Origin of the sequence: Spirillospora sp. NPDC048911 (assembly GCF_043198015.1) — a bacterium.
GTDB lineage: Bacteria > Actinomycetota > Actinomycetes > Streptosporangiales > Streptosporangiaceae > Spirillospora.
The window spans coordinates 104,321-120,195 of the sequence record NZ_JBICUD010000015.1 but is presented as its reverse complement, the minus strand read 5'-3'; the positions used below and the strand labels follow the sequence as shown (position 1 = coordinate 120,195).

General features: G+C 72.6%; 10 protein-coding genes. 5 read left to right on the top strand and 5 right to left on the bottom strand.

Going from position 1 to position 15,875, the window contains the following annotated elements; all coding sequences use genetic code 11:
- Window positions 1–21 precede the first annotated feature (21 nt).
- The gene (locus ACGFNU_RS46520; protein WP_392603128.1) at window positions 22–1,035 is read left to right on the top strand and encodes a TerC family protein; all 1,014 of its coding nucleotides are present in this window, start codon (window positions 22–24) and stop codon (window positions 1,033–1,035) included.
- Window positions 1,036–1,062: 27 nt separating this feature from the next.
- Here the strand turns inward: ACGFNU_RS46520 and ACGFNU_RS46515 are convergent, their stop codons facing one another.
- Both ACGFNU_RS46515 and ACGFNU_RS46510 read right to left on the bottom strand, forming a co-directional pair.
- Window positions 1,063–1,809: a type 1 glutamine amidotransferase gene (locus ACGFNU_RS46515; protein ID WP_392603127.1), complete on the bottom strand. Its 747-nt coding sequence runs from the start codon at window positions 1,807–1,809 to the stop codon at window positions 1,063–1,065.
- Window positions 1,799–3,049 (bottom strand): MurT ligase domain-containing protein, encoded by a 1,251-nt coding sequence (locus ACGFNU_RS46510; protein ID WP_392603126.1) that lies wholly within the window; start codon window positions 3,047–3,049, stop codon window positions 1,799–1,801. Before ACGFNU_RS46510 ends, ACGFNU_RS46515 begins: the two co-directional genes overlap by 11 nt.
- A 485-nt stretch (window positions 3,050–3,534) precedes the next feature.
- Here ACGFNU_RS46510 and ACGFNU_RS46505 point away from each other — a divergent pair, with 485 nt between their 5' ends.
- Both ACGFNU_RS46505 and ACGFNU_RS46500 read left to right on the top strand, forming a co-directional pair.
- Window positions 3,535–5,133: a hypothetical protein gene (locus tag ACGFNU_RS46505; protein ID WP_392603125.1), complete on the top strand. Its 1,599-nt coding sequence runs from the start codon at window positions 3,535–3,537 to the stop codon at window positions 5,131–5,133.
- A 289-nt stretch (window positions 5,134–5,422) separates the two neighbouring features.
- Entirely contained in the window at window positions 5,423–6,097 is a 675-nt protein-coding gene (locus ACGFNU_RS46500; RefSeq protein ID WP_392603124.1) for a hypothetical protein, read from the top strand.
- A gap of 42 nt (window positions 6,098–6,139) precedes the next feature.
- On the opposite strand, the gene ACGFNU_RS46495 is transcribed toward ACGFNU_RS46500, so the two are convergent.
- The 3 genes from ACGFNU_RS46495 to ACGFNU_RS46485 form a co-directional block, all read right to left on the bottom strand.
- Window positions 6,140–9,148, bottom strand: coding sequence for a helicase HerA-like domain-containing protein (locus ACGFNU_RS46495; RefSeq protein WP_392603123.1), 3,009 nt, complete (start codon window positions 9,146–9,148; stop codon window positions 6,140–6,142).
- A 36-nt stretch (window positions 9,149–9,184) separates the two neighbouring features.
- The gene (locus ACGFNU_RS46490) at window positions 9,185–11,314 is read right to left on the bottom strand and encodes a hypothetical protein (RefSeq protein WP_392603122.1); all 2,130 of its coding nucleotides are present in this window, start codon (window positions 11,312–11,314) and stop codon (window positions 9,185–9,187) included.
- 246 nt (window positions 11,315–11,560) lie between these two features.
- Complete coding sequence (locus ACGFNU_RS46485) at window positions 11,561–12,907, bottom strand: glycoside hydrolase family 43 protein (RefSeq protein ID WP_392603121.1); 1,347 nt, start codon at window positions 12,905–12,907, stop codon at window positions 11,561–11,563.
- A gap of 132 nt (window positions 12,908–13,039) precedes the next feature.
- Here ACGFNU_RS46485 and ACGFNU_RS46480 point away from each other — a divergent pair, with 132 nt between their 5' ends.
- Both ACGFNU_RS46480 and ACGFNU_RS46475 read left to right on the top strand, forming a co-directional pair.
- Complete coding sequence (locus ACGFNU_RS46480) at window positions 13,040–14,161, top strand: alpha/beta hydrolase (protein WP_392603120.1); 1,122 nt, start codon at window positions 13,040–13,042, stop codon at window positions 14,159–14,161.
- Between the two features lie 49 nt (window positions 14,162–14,210).
- Window positions 14,211–15,869 carry an RICIN domain-containing protein gene (locus ACGFNU_RS46475; protein WP_392603119.1) on the top strand — a complete coding sequence of 553 codons (1,659 nt, stop codon included), beginning with the start codon at window positions 14,211–14,213 and terminating at the stop codon, window positions 15,867–15,869.
- The last annotated feature ends 6 nt before the right edge of the window (window positions 15,870–15,875 follow it).

Below are 15,875 nucleotides of genomic sequence, written 5' to 3'. Positions count from 1 at the left end.
CCCCGTTCCCGAGGAGGCCGTGTGATCGAGATCCCGGTGTGGCTCTGGGGTGCGACGATCGGCCTGATCGTGGCGCTGTTCGTGTTCGACCTGCTGGTGGCGGTCCGCAAGCCGCACGCCGTCGGGCTCCGCGAGGCCACGTTCTGGTCGGTGTTCTACATCGCGGTCGCGGCCCTCTTCGGGCTCGCGCTCTTCCCGCTCGCCGGCTCGGCCGCCGGCACCGAGTACTTCGCCGGCTGGGTGGTGGAGAAGAGCCTCTCGGTCGACAACCTCTTCGTCTTCGTGATCATCCTGTCGCGGTTCAGCGTGCCCGAGAAGTACCAGCAGAAGGTGCTGCTGTTCGGCATCGCGGCGGCGCTGGCCCTGCGGGCGGTCTTCATCGCGGTCGGCGCGGCGGCGATCAGCACGTTCTCGTTCACGTTCCTGATCTTCGGCCTGGTGCTGCTGTGGACGGCCGTCCAGCTGATCCGGCACCGGAACGAGGATCCCGAGGTGGACGACAACTTCCTGGTCCGCCGGACGCGCAAGATCATGCCGCTGACCACCGACTTCCACGGCGGCGCAATGTTCGCCCGCGAGGACGGGCACCGGGTGATGACGCCGATCCTGCTGGTCTTCGTCGCGATCGGCAGCACCGACGTGCTGTTCGCGCTCGACTCGATCCCGGCGGTCTACGGCGTCACCGAGGAGCCGTTCATCGTCTTCGCCGCCAACGCCTTCGCGCTGCTGGGCCTGCGGGCGCTGTTCTTCCTGGTGGAGGGCCTGCTCGTACGGCTGGTCTACCTGTCGATCGGGCTGTCGCTGATCCTGGCCTTCATCGGCGTCAAGCTGATCCTCGCGTTCGTGCACGAGGACGTCACCAAGTCGGCGCCCGAGATCCCGACGCCGCTCTCGCTGGGCGTGATCCTGCTGATTCTGGTGATCACCACGGTCGCGAGCCTGCTGCGGTCGAAGGCGCACCCGGAGGAACGCGCGCACGCCTGCACCCTCCGCAAGCGCAGGCGGAAGGAAGAGGAGGAGCCCGCCCGCTCATAGCCGAGCGGGCGGACGCCGGAAGCGGTCTCAGCCGGACGTGAGGACGGCGTTGAGACGTTCCTCACGCAGCCGTCCCGCCCACGAGTCGTCGATGGGCTGGAGCTCGGCTCCCACGGCCCAGCGGAGCACCAGGTCGGCCAGGCCCGGGTTGCGCACCAGCGCCGGGCCGTGCATGTACGTGCCGAGGATCCGGCCCGCGTAGGCCCCCTCCGTACCGTCGCCGCCGCCGTTGCCGATGCCGGCGACGACGCGGGCGAGCGGCCGGGCGTTCGGGCCGATGTGGGTGGCGCCCTGGTGGTTCTCGAAGCCGGTGATGCGCGGCACGTTGAGCTCTGCGGCGACGTCGCCGACGACCTCGCCGACGGCCCGCTGCTCGCCGCGGACGCTGCGGATGTCGAGCAGGCCGAGGCCGGGCAGCGGCTGCCCCTCCTCGCCGCCGAACTCGTGGCCGAGGATCTGGTAGCCGGCGCAGACCGCGAAGACGACGGCGCCGCGCTGGACGGCGGCGTGCAGGCCGCCGTCGTTGCGCAGGCGCTGCGCCGCCAGGATCTGCGGCCGGTCCTCGCCGCCGCCGAGCAGGTAGATGTCGCCGTCCGGCGGCACCGGCTCGTCCGAGCGCAGGTGCACGGTCTCGGTCGGGATGCCGCGCAGCGCGGCCCGGCGCTCCAGGACGATCGTGTTGCCCTGGTCGCCGTAGGTGGAGAGCAGGTCCGGATAGATCCAGACGATCTTCAGCGGGCGGCGGGGCCCTGCGTTCGCGGGGTCATACGACACGGCCGTACCTCGTTCGGATGTTCTGGAAGGCGGTGTAGTTGGCGATCACGTCGAGCCGGCCCGGCGGCACCGTCATGACGGCCTGCTCGATGTCGTCGACGATGGTGAACGGGACCTCGGCGGCCTCCAGCCGGGCGGCCAGGTCGATGCGGCGCTCGCCGGTCACCCAGACGGGACGGCCGCGCAGGATGCGGTAGTCGACGTCCCACAACCACGACGTGTCGCGGCCGTCGGGCCCCTGCGCGTTGACCGACAGCACGACCGGGCCCGGCGCGGGCTCCAGCACGTCGAACGCCTCGAGCCAGCCGGCCGGGTTCTTGGAGAGCAGCAGCCGGATGTGGCGGCCCTCGTGCTCGACCGTGGTGTAGCGGCCCGCCACGGACCGGACCTCGCCGAGGAGCGGCAGCGCCTGCTCCGGCGGCACCCCGAACTGCGCGACCACCGCGAGGGCGACCAGCGCGTTCGACCGGTTGGCCCGGCCGGGCAGGGCCAGTTGCGACAGCGGGAACATCCGGCCGTCGGGAGAGGTGACCTGGTCGCCCTTGAGCACCCAGTCGGGCCGCGGGCGGGCGAAGTGGCACTCGCGGCAGCGCCAGTCGCTGTCCTCGTCGGTGTCCTGGCGGTCGAGCGGGCCGCCGCACTCGGGACAGCACCAGGAGTCTTCACGCCAGTGCTGCCCGGCGGCGACCCACGTCACGCTGCGGGCGGTGGAGGCGCCCCAGGTGACGAGCGGGTCGTCGCAGTTGGCGATGACGTGGGTCTGCGGCGCGGCCTCCAGGGCCTTGCGCCACTTGCCGGCGAGCAGCCAGATCTCGGCGGCGCGGTCCATCTGGTCGCGGCTCAGGTTCATCAGCGCGATGAGGTTGGCCCCGGTCTCCCTGAGCACCATGGGCACGTACTTCTCGTCGCACTCGAGCACGCCGTAGCGGGCGCCGGGCGCCGACGCGAGCGCCGACACGTGCCCGGTGGGCATGTTGGCGCCGAACGCGTTGGTGGCGACCTCGCCCAGCGGAGTCATCGCCGAGGTGATCAGCCGGGTCGTGGTGGTCTTGCCGTTGGTCGCACTGACGAGGACGAGCTTGCGGTCCTTGGCCAGCCTGGTCAGCAACTCGGGGTCGAGTTTGAGGCCGACCTTGCCGCCGATCACCGACCCGTCCCCCTTGCCGGCTAGCCGGGACATCTTGGCCGCCGTACGGCCGAGCGCGACGGCCAGCTGCGAACGCAGTGGAAGATCGCTCATGGACTCCGTCTTCTCTGGTGTGCGGGGGGCCTTCCGGGGCGCCTCGGAAAGTCGCCCCGAGCCTAGCCGGAACCAGCGGCGATCTCGCCACAACGTGAGGAGATCGACGGTTCTCCCTCCCCGCCGTGCATGGAAAATGCGACGAGGATCACACGATTCGAGGTAAACCACTTGGCCCGATGTTGACCGCCATCGCCCGGGCGTGGTTCGGTGCCAGCCCCGGATGGCGGCGACAAATCGGATGAACGAGTCGCAATATCGCCAACGGCGCGCCCGAGAGCGACGCCAACCAGTACTTTGTCGGGGGCCCTGCTGTTTCGTGGGGAAAGCGGCGACAAGGCGAGGTCTGAGCGATGCAGTGTCCGACGTGCGGTACTCACACGCCCGGGACGCTCGGCAGGTGTCCGAACTGCAATGCGCTGATCGACCCTCTCGCGGGACCACTGGACGCTCCGTCGAGCACGCCGATGGGGTCGAGCCCGCCCATGGGTTCGAGCACGCCGATGGGATTGCCGCCGCTGAGCGCCCCGGTGCTCGCCGATGCCGAGGTGGTCGGCGACAAGACGATGATGGTGCCGCCGCCGACTCCGGCCTGGGCACCGTCCCCGGCGGCAGCGGACGGTCCGGCGCAGGACGATCCACTGTCAGGTGGCCTGGGCTCGGGTGGGCCGGTTTCGAATGGCCTGCCGCCCGCGCCGCCCAGCACCCTCCCGCCGCCGCCCGCGCCGGCCGAGGGGCTCTCCCCGGCTGAAGGGCTCTCCCCGGCCTCCTCGGGCGGGTTCGCGACCGCGTCCGGCGCGCTGCCGCCCGCCGATCCCGAGTCGACCGCCGCGTGGACGTTCGACCCCGACGACGTGGACGACGACCCCGCTCCCGGGTCCGGCGCAACGCCCGGCTCCGGTGGCGCCCCGGCGGCGTTCGGCGCCGCTCCGCCGCCCCCGCCGCCCTCCTGGGCCGGTGCTCAGGCGACCGGGCCGTCCCCGTACGGCACCGAGCCGCCCGCCGAGTCGATCGTCCCCGACTCCTGGTACGCCCCGGCCCGTTCCCCGGACGAGCAGCCGCAGGACGCCGCCCAGGCCACCCAGCAGTGGGCGCCCCAGCCGGCCCAGCAGCAGCCGCCCGCCGGCCAGGCGTGGGGCTCGATGGACGCCACCCAGATCGCCCCGCCCGCCCACCAGCAGCAGCAACAACCGCTGGACGCGAGCGCGACGATGATGGACCAGGGCCCGCCGCAGTTCGACGGCAACGCGACCATGCTCGACCACGGCATGCCGCACCCCAACGCGCCCCTCCCGTCCGGCATGGAGCAGAACGGCATGCCGTACAACGCGACGCTCTACAACGGCATGGAGCACGGCGGGTTCCCGGGGCCAGGGCCGGGGCCGGGCGGCCCGATGGATCCGAACGGCATGCCCTACGACCCCGCGTACGGCGGGCAGGCACCGCCGCGTTCGCCGGGCGGCGGCGTGAGCAAGGGGCTCCTGATCACCGTGGCGGCCCTCGTGGTCGTCGCGCTGGTCACCGTCGGCATGGTGATGTGGCCCGACGGCGAGGAGAAGAAGCCGCCGGCCGCCAAGCAGCCCGTCACCACGGCGCCCAACAAGAAGGTGTCCGACGACAAGCCGCTCCCTGCGGCCGCCAAGGAGCAGGCCCTGGCCGTGCACCAGCTGCTGAACGCCAGCGCCGACACCCGCCGGGTGCTCACGATCGCGATCGGCAACACCCGCAAGTGCAAGGACCTGGGCGCCGCCATGGACGGTTTCCAGCGGGTGGCCCAGCGCAGGCAGAACCAGCTGCGCCGCACGGACGGCCTCAAGGTCGACAAGCTGAAGCGGGGCGAGCAGCTCCGCAGCGCGCTGCGCCAGTCCTTCCAGGGCTCGCTGGAGGCCGACCAGGCGCTGCTGACGTGGGCCCAGCAGGCCCAGCAGGGCTGCAATGGCAAGCCCAAGCCGGACGCCTCGCAGGCACCGGGCCGCGCCGCCGCCGAGCGCAAGGCGACGCTGGCCAAGAAGCAGCTCGTCAGGCTTTGGAACCCGATCGCCAAACAGGCGGGCCATTCGCAGCGACGCTGGAACGGTGTGTAGGTATCTTGTGACTGAAGGTCCCTCTAGGTAAGGGCTTGGTATGCGGTGCCCGCGATGTGGTAGCGACGCTGATCCGGCGCTTTCCACCTGCCCACGGTGCGATGCGCCGCTCGGCGAGAACGCGACGACCCCCGACCCCGGCGGGCCTCGGGCGGGCTCGTACGACCGGCCTCCGCCCACGCCCTGGACGCCCAATCCGCAGGAGCCGGTGCCGTGGTCACCGCCTCCGCAGTCCGACCCCTGGGCACCGCGCGAGCAGTCCGACCCATGGACACCGCGCGAGCCACCGGTGGGCGAGTCTCCGGGCGAGACCTCGATCTCCCTGTCGCGCGAGCCGTGGGACGAGCCGGAGATCTGGCAGCCGCCGCCCCCCAGGCAGAAGAAGCGGGCCCTTCCCCTGATCCTCATCGCCGCGGGCGTGGTGCTGCTCGCCGCGCTGGCGTCCGCGATCGTGTTCTGGCCGAACGACTCGTCCAACAACGCCGGCGTGACGCCCACGCCACAGCAGAGCACGAGCATCGAGCCGACCGACACCGGCGGCGGCGAGACGCCGACGGCCACGACGTCGGGGCCCGAGCTCACCGAACAGGCGGGCAAGGTCGACGCGCTGCTGACCGAGATGGTCGCGACGCGTTCCGAGCTGGGCACGGTCACCGGCGACGGCGAGTGCGAGAGCTCGGGCCTGCGGCGGATCCGGACCCAGCGCCAAGATCAGCTGGAGAAGGCGCGCGGGCTGGAGGTCAGCGCGCTGGAGAGCGGCACCGAGATGAAGGACGCGCTCGTCCGGGCGCTCCAGGCGTCGGTCGAGTCCAACTCGAACTACCTGAGCATGGCGCCCGACTGCCCGTCGACCGCGACCGACGCCGACACCCGCGCCTCCGAGGCCAAGGCCGACTTCGTCCGTTACTGGACCCCGATCGCCGAGCAGGCGGGCCTCCAGGTCCGTTCCGCCGACGCCATCTGACACGCCGACGCCGGCTGACGCCACGCCCCGTCGGGCGGCATCTTACTCCGCGGGGAAGGGGAGTCCGGCGGACGGGTCCTCGAACGGCGCGATGAAGCGTTCCGGCCAGCTCAGCACCGGGTCGAGCCACGAGCCGACCCGCATGGTCTCGGCGACGTGCGCGAGCTGCTCCTCGTCCGACAGCCCGATCCCGACCACCGCGAGATCGCGGACGAAGCCCTCGTGGTGGTCGTCGCCGGCCAGCGCCGTGATCGCGATGGGCCGGTTGGCCTCCAGCTCCATCGACAGCGGATGGCGGCGCAGCGCGCGCAGCCGGTGCCCGAGCTTGGGCTCGGCGGGCTGCTTCAGCCCGGGCAGCTGGTAGTCCAGCGGCGGCGCGGGCGCGTGCTTGTCCGGGGCGCCGGCGCCGAACGGGAAGAGCCGCTCCATCTCGTGCAGCCAGCGCAGTTGCGGGATCACCCAGGTGGGGCCGGGCAGCGCCCCCGCGAGCCCGTAGGCGCCGCCCAGAAGCTGCTGGGCGGACGCCGCCACCGTCGCGGTGAGCTCCGACGGCGCGAACCCCGTCCGCAGCGCCCACGCCCGCCGCGTCACCGCGCGTTCGACCAGAGTCGCCAGGGTGCACTCGCGGAGCCGCGGGACGAGACGCGACCAGGCACGGCCGAGCTCCGACGGGACGGAGGGCAGCGGGCGGTTGGTGACGTGGGCGAGAACGAGCGTGTCCGTCCAGAGCCGCAGCCAGGCCCAGTCCGCGTTCCCCGCCAGCAGATCGGCCTCACGCAGCTCGTACAGCGAGCACGCGCGCCCCGAGCGGCACTCCACGCCGCACGCGGCTGAACGTCGACCGTCGACCGGGGGCGGCGGGCCGGGCTGGACGGCCTCCCGCCCCTCGCCCAGCGGCACCCGCACCCGCAGCGGCCGGTCCATGCCGTCCGCGAACACGGCCGCGACGCCGGGACGCAGCGACACCACCTCGCGGGACTGCTCGGTGTCGAGGTTCATCGCGGCGCCGACCTGGTGCCGGTCGTCGTAGGCGGGAAGCCGGTGCACGACCTTGAGCGCGGTGTTCTTGATGACGTCCGGCACGAGCTTGGTCGGGATCTGCTCGGCCACGATGATGCCCTCGCCGTACGCGCGGATCTCGGCGAGCATCCCGGCGAACAGCTCGACCGCGTGCGAGCTCGTCCGCTCGGGGCCGCGGTTGCGCAGCAGCCGGTGCGCCTCCTCGATCACGATCACATGCCGCAGCCCCGGCGAGGTCCCGGCGCCGGCGGCCCGCGACCGCATCCGCAGGTGCTCGACCACCCGGATGATCAGCGTGCCCATGAGGAACGCCTTGTCCTCGTCGTTGGCGACGTCCTCGATGGCGAGCACGATGTTCTCGCGCAGCATGCCGCCGATGTCGGCCGGATGGCCGCCCTCGAAGAACCGCCCGGCCGAGCCGATGCGCAGCGACCGCAGCCGCACGTCCACGAAGCCCTGGACGTCGGCCATCAGCTCGCGGCCGTACCCCACGTCCCCGATCACTTGCAGCGCCGCGTTCTGGAGCTGTTCGAGCGTCGGCACGGCCGGCTCGATGAGCGACCCGGGCACCCCGGCGCCGGTCACCACGTCCCAGCCGTTCGACTCGTACACGCGCTGCAGCGCCTGCGCCATGATCTGCGGGAACGGCTCCTCGGCGTCGAACGCGGCCTGGAACAGCGCGCGCACCATGTCGATGTGCGCCTGCACCGGGTAGCCGGGCTCGGGCGCCAGCGGGTTGACCGACAGCGGCACCGACGCCGGATCGGACGGGTTGACGACGGTCACCGGGCCGCCTAGATCCTCGATCCGCCCGGACATCGCCGCGTACTCCGACTTGGCGGGCTCGATCGCCAGCCAGGGAATGCCCGCGCGGGTCAGCTGTTCGAGCAGGTGCCGCACGGTCTGCGACTTGCCCGAGCCGGTGGAGCCGGTCACGAAGACGTGCCGGTTGATGGTCGAGCGCGGCACGGTGAAGCGCCCGACCTGCCGGTCCTGCCCGTCCAGGATCGCGCCCAGCTCGATGCGCGGCTCGTTCGCGTGCGCGGGCGCGTCGTCGGTCTCGGACGTCACGTCGAAGTAGCCCGCGTCCAGCACCCGCAGCCCCGGCACCTCGCGGCGCGGCAGCCCGGCGAGCGCCGCCAGCGCGCCCGCCGTCGCCACGAACGGGTAGCGCTGCTCCGACTCCACCGCCGGGCGGGAGACCGCCGGCGCCGACGCGGGCGGCCGCAGGATCTCGCTGAACGTGCCGCTGCCGTGCCCGGAGCGCAGCCGGTACGGATGGTGGCTGAGCTCCATCGACCCGACGAGCACGGGCGCGATCTGGCTCAGCTCGGTCTCGGACGCGGCGCCCGCGAGCACCCGCACCCGCCAGAGGCCGGCCTCGCGGAACGAGTCGAGCTCCGCCAGCCGCTGGTCGGCGCGCGCGACCGCCAGCCGCGCCTGCTCGTCCTCGCCGCGCCGCAGCATGCGCAGCTCGTGATGCAGCTCGCGCATCTCGTTGTCGAGCAGCCGCTCGTCGCAGGGATCGGCGACCACGAACCAGCCGAACGGCCGTTCCATCAACGTCATGAGCGTCGCCTCGAAGAGGCTCGCGCTGTTGTCCGCCGTCTTCACCTGCGGCGCGAGACGGCCGGGACACCGCGTCCACACCATTCGCTCGGCCCGCCGCAGCCAGCCCTCGCCGATCGGCACGCCGCGCGCTCCGCTCGGGAACAGCAGCCCTTGCTGGACCTCCGGGCCGGGGCTTACGGGGCCCGCGTTCGTGATGAGCTCCAGCGGCGCGCCACCGCCGGGCGAGATCCACCCCACCACGAACGGCCGCTGCCGCCGTGCCGCCGACAGCGCGGCGGGGAGCACGCTCACGAAGTCCCACTCGGCCGACGCGTTCCGCTCGGGAGCGGGGATCGCCTGGATCCGGTACCACGGCCCCGGCAGGGCGGAGGCGTCCGCCTCGTGTGGGCCGGCGGCGTGTGGACCGGCGGCGTGGTGCCGCATGCCGGGAGGTGGCCGCATGCTGGGAGGTTGGGTCACGCCAGCATCCTTATCCCCGGCCACCCCCTCGCGCCACTACTCGGAAGGTGGTTTCGGCGGAGGGTCTGCGGCGTGCTTACCGTTCGCCTTCAGCGGCGGCACGATGCGCTGTGGCCGCGGACCGGTGCCCCTGGGCAGGGCGTGCCGGGCGCGCGACCCCCAAGTGGCGCGTGGCGAAGGCGGAACGACGCGTCCCTTCTGGCCGGAATCCTTGGGATCCGAGTCAGGGTCCGGCGCGGGCTCGTCCGGCGCGTTCTCGTCCGCCGCATCGGCCGCTTCGGGGCTGTCGCGTTCCAGCTCGGCCTGGCGCAGCCGTTCCTGCTCGCGGACGTGCTCCTCGAACTCCATCGAGTGCGCGGTCGGCAGCGTGATGATGCCGGGGTTGGCGTCCACCAGCAGGATCCGGCGGCCCGTGGCGCCCGCGTGCGTGAACACCATCGCGGTCGGCGGGAGCTCCTGGAGCTGCGGCGGCTCGATCAGCAGCTCGCGGAACCGCTGGCGCGTCTCGGTCGCCGTGATGCTGCGCCCCCAGGCTGTGGACGAGCTGATGCCCTCGACCAGCGCGGTGTCGTCGGCGGCCGGGGCGGGCAGCGGCGACCACACCGGATCGTTGAGCTCGTCGCCCCGCCGCCGCGCGAACGCGACGGTGCTGGCGTAGGTCTCGCCCGCGATGTCGGATAGGGTCTCCCCCGCCGAGTCGGTGATCTCGGCGACCAGGAGGCGATGGTCGGCGCCGATGTGCTCGGCGGCGATCCGGGCGTCCTCAGGGTTGCCGAGCCGCATGAAGCCGACCGCCGCGTGCCCGCGCCGCCCGAGCCGCTCACGGACGTGCTGCGGGATCGACCGGTACATCAGGACGAGCCCGGTGCCCGTGGCCTCGCACGCGTCGATCAGGCGGTCCAGGACGTCCCCACGCAGCTTCTCCGCGCCGCACAGGAAAAGGGTGTGGTCCCACTTGCCTCCGGGCGGCGCCTCCCGGATGCGGTGCGTGAGGGCCGTCGTGATGTAGGTGCCGAGCACGCGGTTGGTCAGGACGCCGGCGCGCCGGTCCATCGAGACCACGTGCAGCCGTGACGGCGGCAGCTGGACCGGCTCGGTCGCCAGCCGCTCCAGCTTGCGCAGCTGCGCCTCCAGCGCCCAGGCCCGCCGCACCACGATGCGGTCGGTCGCGTCGCGCCCGAAGAGCGTGGTGATCCGTTCGAGCTGCTCGTCGGTCAGCAGGCCGCGGCGCAGGTCGTCGCGCGGGTCGCCGACCTGCGCGAGCACCCGCAGCGCCGCCGTGATCTGCGGGATCGTCACGCCGCTGCCGAGGACCTCGATGAGCCGTTCGAGGATCGAGTTGTCGAACGACAGGTCGCGCGTGCCGCTCTGCTCCTCGCCCGCGCTGACCACCAGCGACAGCACGTCGGCGAGCGCCTCGGGGCCGAGCCCGCGCGTCGCGTCCAGCCGCGACAGGTCGGCCGGCAGCACCCACACCAGCGGGTCGTCGCCGCGGTCGGCCGCGAGCCGCAGCAGGTCGTGGGCGACCGCGCCCTCGGACAGGTCGATGACCGTCACCCGGGCGCCCACCGCGAGCCGCGCCGCGCCCATGGTCGTCACGGACGCCGACCAGCCGGCGAGCGTGCCGCCGACGACGTCGACCCGGTCGACCCCGGGCGGGACGGCCACCGGATACCACTCGCGCTGGTTCTCGTACGCCCGCTGCCTGCGCTCCCAGTCGGCGAGCGCGGTGGCGTACTCCTTCTCGGCCGCGTCCCGCGCCCGGAGCCACGCGGCGCGCTCCCGCTCGCCCGCGGCCCGCGCCTGCGCGATCCGCTCGCGCACGACACGCTCGTCCCGCCACAACGCCGAACCGGTGATGCCGAGCACGACCCCGCAGGCCAGCAGGGCCACCACCGCGAACGCCCAGGGCAGCACACCCCCGGCACCGCACAGCAGGAAGAGCGCCATGCCGACGCCCGCACCGGCGCTGGCGATGCGCAGCGGCCGCCCGGCGAGCTGTTCGGCGGGCATGCGCCCGGGCAGGCCGGCCGGCGCCGGCTCCGCCGTCGCGGGCGCGATCAGGGCGGGCGGCGGTCCAGGATCGGGATGCACCTGCGCGTAACGCCAGCCCACATGGACGCGGTCGGCCTGGATCAACCGCGCCATCGCGGAACCGCTCGCCATGTCCGTCACGTGGTCAAACCCCTGGGTGTCGCGGGACGGTAAGGAACGCCTGGGGGCCGGGTCGGGTCGGATTCCTACCCGCACAGAGTAAAGACGTTTCCGGCACAACGCGCCACTTTCAACCGAACACGACTACCTATGACCGACTTGAGGCACCAATTCGGTCACCCAGCCCACCTGCGGCAAAGATCGGACACCACACAGCCCAGGGTTGGCCGGATCCGGCCACCCCCGGGTCTTTCCGGGTCAGCGTACGACGGGGTAGCCGCTCTTCGTCCATCCGAGGCCGGCGACGTACATGCCGCGCGTGAGCTTCTTCGGGTGCGGTGAGGGGTCCGGCTCGGGCGGCGGCCCGGGGAGGATCGCGCCGTGGAACACGATGTTCCAGACCCCGGCGCCGCCCCACAGCGCGTCCGCGCCGCCCGGCCCGTTCACCTTGCGGCCGAAGCCGCCGGTGGTCATGAGCGGCTTGGCGGCCTTCTTGTACGGGCCGCCGAGCTTCGAGGCCACCGCGTAGCGCGTCTGGTAGTTGTCCTTGCTGAACACCCCGGCGGAGTAGAACAGCACGTACTTGCCCTGGCGGTAGACCAGGTCCGGAGCCTCGACCGTGTACGGCTCGTTGGTCTGGGCCAGGATCACCTTGGGCTTGCCCACACGACTGAGGCCGTTCGTGCTCACTCGCTGGAGCGCCAGGAACGAACGCTTGCCGTGCGAGTTGTAGCCCACCTTGTAGAGGACGTAGTTGCGGCCGCCCTGCGAGAAGCTGCCCGCGTCGATGATCTCCGGCTGTACCCCGGGATGCGTCGCGCCCGCGGGGGCGTCGCACACCAGCGGCTTGGCGGCCGGCTGGAACGGGCCGAGCGGCGAGGACGCCAGGGCCGCGCCCAGGCAGTGCCGGCCGGTCGAACGGTTCACGGCCGAGTAGTAGAGGACGAACTTGCCGTCCTTGCGCCGCATCACGTCCGGAGCCCACGTACGCCCTGTCTTGGCCCAGGCGCCGAGCTTGGGCAGCCCGTCGCGGCGCTGTTTCCACGGCCCGCGCAACGAGGGGGCGGACGCGACCGGCATGTTCTTGCCGCGCGCGTTCGTCGCGTACGCGTAGTAGGTCTGGCCGGCCTTGATGACGTCCGGGTCCGCGAAGTTGATCGGGATGACGAGCTTGGGCGCCGCGGCGGCGGCCGTCGCGGTCGCCTGCGCCGGAGCGGCCACGGGGGCGACGGGCGTCGGGGTACCGTCGCGCGCCACCGTCCATGCCGCCGTGCCGCCCACCGCGAGCGCCGCGGTTCCGGCCACGGACACGATCAAGCGTCGTCTCATCGAGGCGCCCCTTCGTCGTGGAGAGGAGCCGGCCGCGGTCTCCGCCCGGACGACGCGGACGGGCTCCGGTGCCGGCGCCGGTCGTCGTGCGGGCGCGGATACGGGCACCGGCACCGGCGCGGGCGCGGAGGCGCGCGCCGGCGGCCGCGCGGCTTTCGCCGCCGGCCCTGGCCGGGACGTAGCGGCGCGGCGCCGCGACTGCGAGTAGGCGACGTATCCCACGGCCGCCACGGCGAGCACGGCTCCACCCGCGGCGAGGATCACGACGCGTCGCACGGCACTCCTATGATCAAAATCTTTGCCTCGCGACGCTATCCCAGTCGTCCCACCACCAACAACCGTTACCGAATGACACGAACTTGCCGGTATCGTCCGATATGCCGGTGACTCGGGGATCAAGGAGTGTGCGTGTCGCTTATCGGCTGGCCGCTGGTCTGCCTGCTGATCGCCGCCGCAGTCGCCGTGCTGGTCGCGACGGTGTGGGGCTGGGGCCGGCTGGGCGGCCGGGGACTACGCTTCGTGATCGGGCGGCTCGCCCTCTTCGGCCTCTGCCAGCTGCTCGTGCTGGCGTCCGTGCTGGCGTTGATCAACCGGCAGTTCGCCTTCTACGCCACCTGGAGCGAGCTGACCGGGATCGGCCGCGGCGGCGACGGGCCGGGAGTGATCCAGAACCGCGGTCCCGCCGGTGCGCTGACCGGCGCGAAGGTGATCAAGCTGAAGCCGGAGTTCTCGGTCGGCGGCGATCCGGCGAAGGACGGCTCGGTCGAGAGCGTCGACATCCAGGGCGCCCGATCCGGGCTGCGCGGCCGGGGCTACGTCTACCTTCCCCCGCAGTACTTCCAGCCTGGCGCGGAGCAGAAGCGCTTCCCCGTCGTCCTCGCGCTGAGCGGCTACCCCGGAGCCGTGCGCAACCTGGTCACCCAGCTGAAGGTGCCCCAGACGGCGAGCAAGGAGATCAAGGCCGGGCAGATCCAGCCGACCATCTACGTGCTCATGCGGCCCGCGCTCGCCGGGGGCCGCGACACCGAGTGCATGGACGTGCCGGGCGGGCCGCAGGCGGCGACCTTCTTCGCCCAGGACCTGCCCGAGGCGATCTCGTCCCAGTACAGGACGTCCCCCTCCCGCACCGGCTGGGGCGTCTTCGGCCTCTCGACCGGCGGCTACTGCTCGCTCAAGCTGGCGATGCGGCACTCCAGCGTCTTCGCCGCGGCCGCGTCCATCTCCGGCTACTACGGCGCGATCAAGGACGTGACGACGGGCGAGCTGTACGGCGGCAGCCAGGCGGTCCGGGACGAGAACGACCTGTTCTGGCGGCTGCGCAACCTCCCTCCCCCGCCCGTCGCCGTCCTCGTGACGACCAGCAAGGTCGGCGAGCAGAACCGCGCGGGCACCGAACGTTTCCTGTCTCTGGTCAAACCCCCGATGCAGGCGTCATCGATCACACTGGACACCGGCGGTCACAACTTCGGGACCTGGAACCAGGTCCTGCCGCCGGTGATGCGATGGATGAGCCAGCGGCTCACTCCCTGACGTACTTCCGTCGAGATCCGTCCCGGGGTGAGGTCGAAGTAGGAGAGAGATGAGGAGCGAGCCCGGTCACCGCTCGGCCGCGCCGGCCGTGCGCGTCATGGCGCTGCTGACGGCCGTCCTGGTCACGCTCGCCGGCTGCGGGGGCGACGGCCCCCGGCCCGCCGCCGCCCGGAAGAGCCCGACGCCCACGGCGCCCGCTCCCGTGGCGGCCGCCGAGTTCGTCACCCGGCCGGAGCGGCCCCTCGACGAGCGGCAGGCCATGTACCCGCGGACGATCCGGCTCGACGACGGGCGCATCCTCGTCAGCGTCTCAGGCTCGGCGCAGGGCGGCCTCACCGATCTGGCGCGCTTCTACGAGAGCACCGACGACGGCGCCACGTTCAGGCAGCTCTCGGAGATCCGGGACGACCAGGCGGCCGGTGGCCGCGGCGGATGCTGCGGCAGCCTGCTCGAACTCCCGCAGCAGGTCGGCTCCCAGCCGGCCGGCACCCTGCTCTGGGCCTGGACCGTCGGGATGAAGAACAACGCGCCGGGCCGGCGCCCCGACCTCCGCGTCTGGCGGAGCACGGACGGCGGACGCACCTGGGGCCTGCTGTCCAGCTGCGCGAGCGCGCCGCCCGGGACGCCCGCGGACCAGGGCCTCTGGGAGCCGGAGCTCGCCCTGGACGCGCAGAACCGGCTGGTCTGCTACTTCTCGGACGAGACGAGCCCGGGCCACGAGCAGACGATCGCCCAGGTGGTGTCCACCGACGGCGGGGCCACCTGGGGGGCCAAGAAGGACGTCATCGCCCTGGGCGGCGGCGCCCGGCCCGGGATGCCGGTGGTCAGGCGCACCCCCAACGGCGCCTACTTCATGGCGTACGAGGTGTGCGGGCGCGAACAGGACTCCTGCGAGGTCCACTACCGCACGTCCCCGGACGGATCTGACTGGGGCGATCCACGCGATGTCGGCACCGCGGTCCGTACCGTGGACGGCAAGTACCTCTACCACGCCCCCACGATCACCTGGATGCCCGGCGGCGGTCCCGACGGGCGGCTGCTCCTCGTCGGCGGCCTGCTCCGCTTCGAGAACGGGAAGCTGGCGCGCCCCGCGAGCGGATCCACCGTCCTCGTCAACATCGACAACGGCCGCGGCCGCTGGTACGAGCAGACCTCCCCGGTCAGGGTCGGCTTCTCCGCGCGTCCCGACCACGACGAGGTGGTCTGCGACAACTACAGCTCCACGCTCCTCCCGGTGGCCGACGGCAACGGCATCCTCGAAGTCGCCACCGAACGGGCCGGCAACGACACGTGCCGCGCGTTCGTCGGGACGGCCGCGGTGAAGCCGGCGGCGCCCGTCCCGCCCAAGCCCGGCGCGTACCGCCTCCGCAACGCGGGCAGCGGCCTGTGCCTGGACGCCACCGGCCCGGGCGAGACGGTGCGGCAACTGCCGTGCGACACCCGTCGGCCGCGCCAGAAGTGGACGGTCTCAAGCGCTTCTGACGGCTCGCTCAAGCTGCGCAACGCCAGGACGGGCCGCTGCCTCGGCGGCGGGCCCTGCGCCACGTGGTCCGTCAACCAGGTGACCGGCATGATCTACACCGTCGTCGCGAAGACCACCGGCGACTGCGTCGACGTCACCGACGGGTCGCACGCGACCGGCGCCGTCGTCCAGCAGGCGCCTTGCACCGGCCGGGCGGCCCAGCTCTGGCGCCTGGAGCCCCGCTAGACTCCG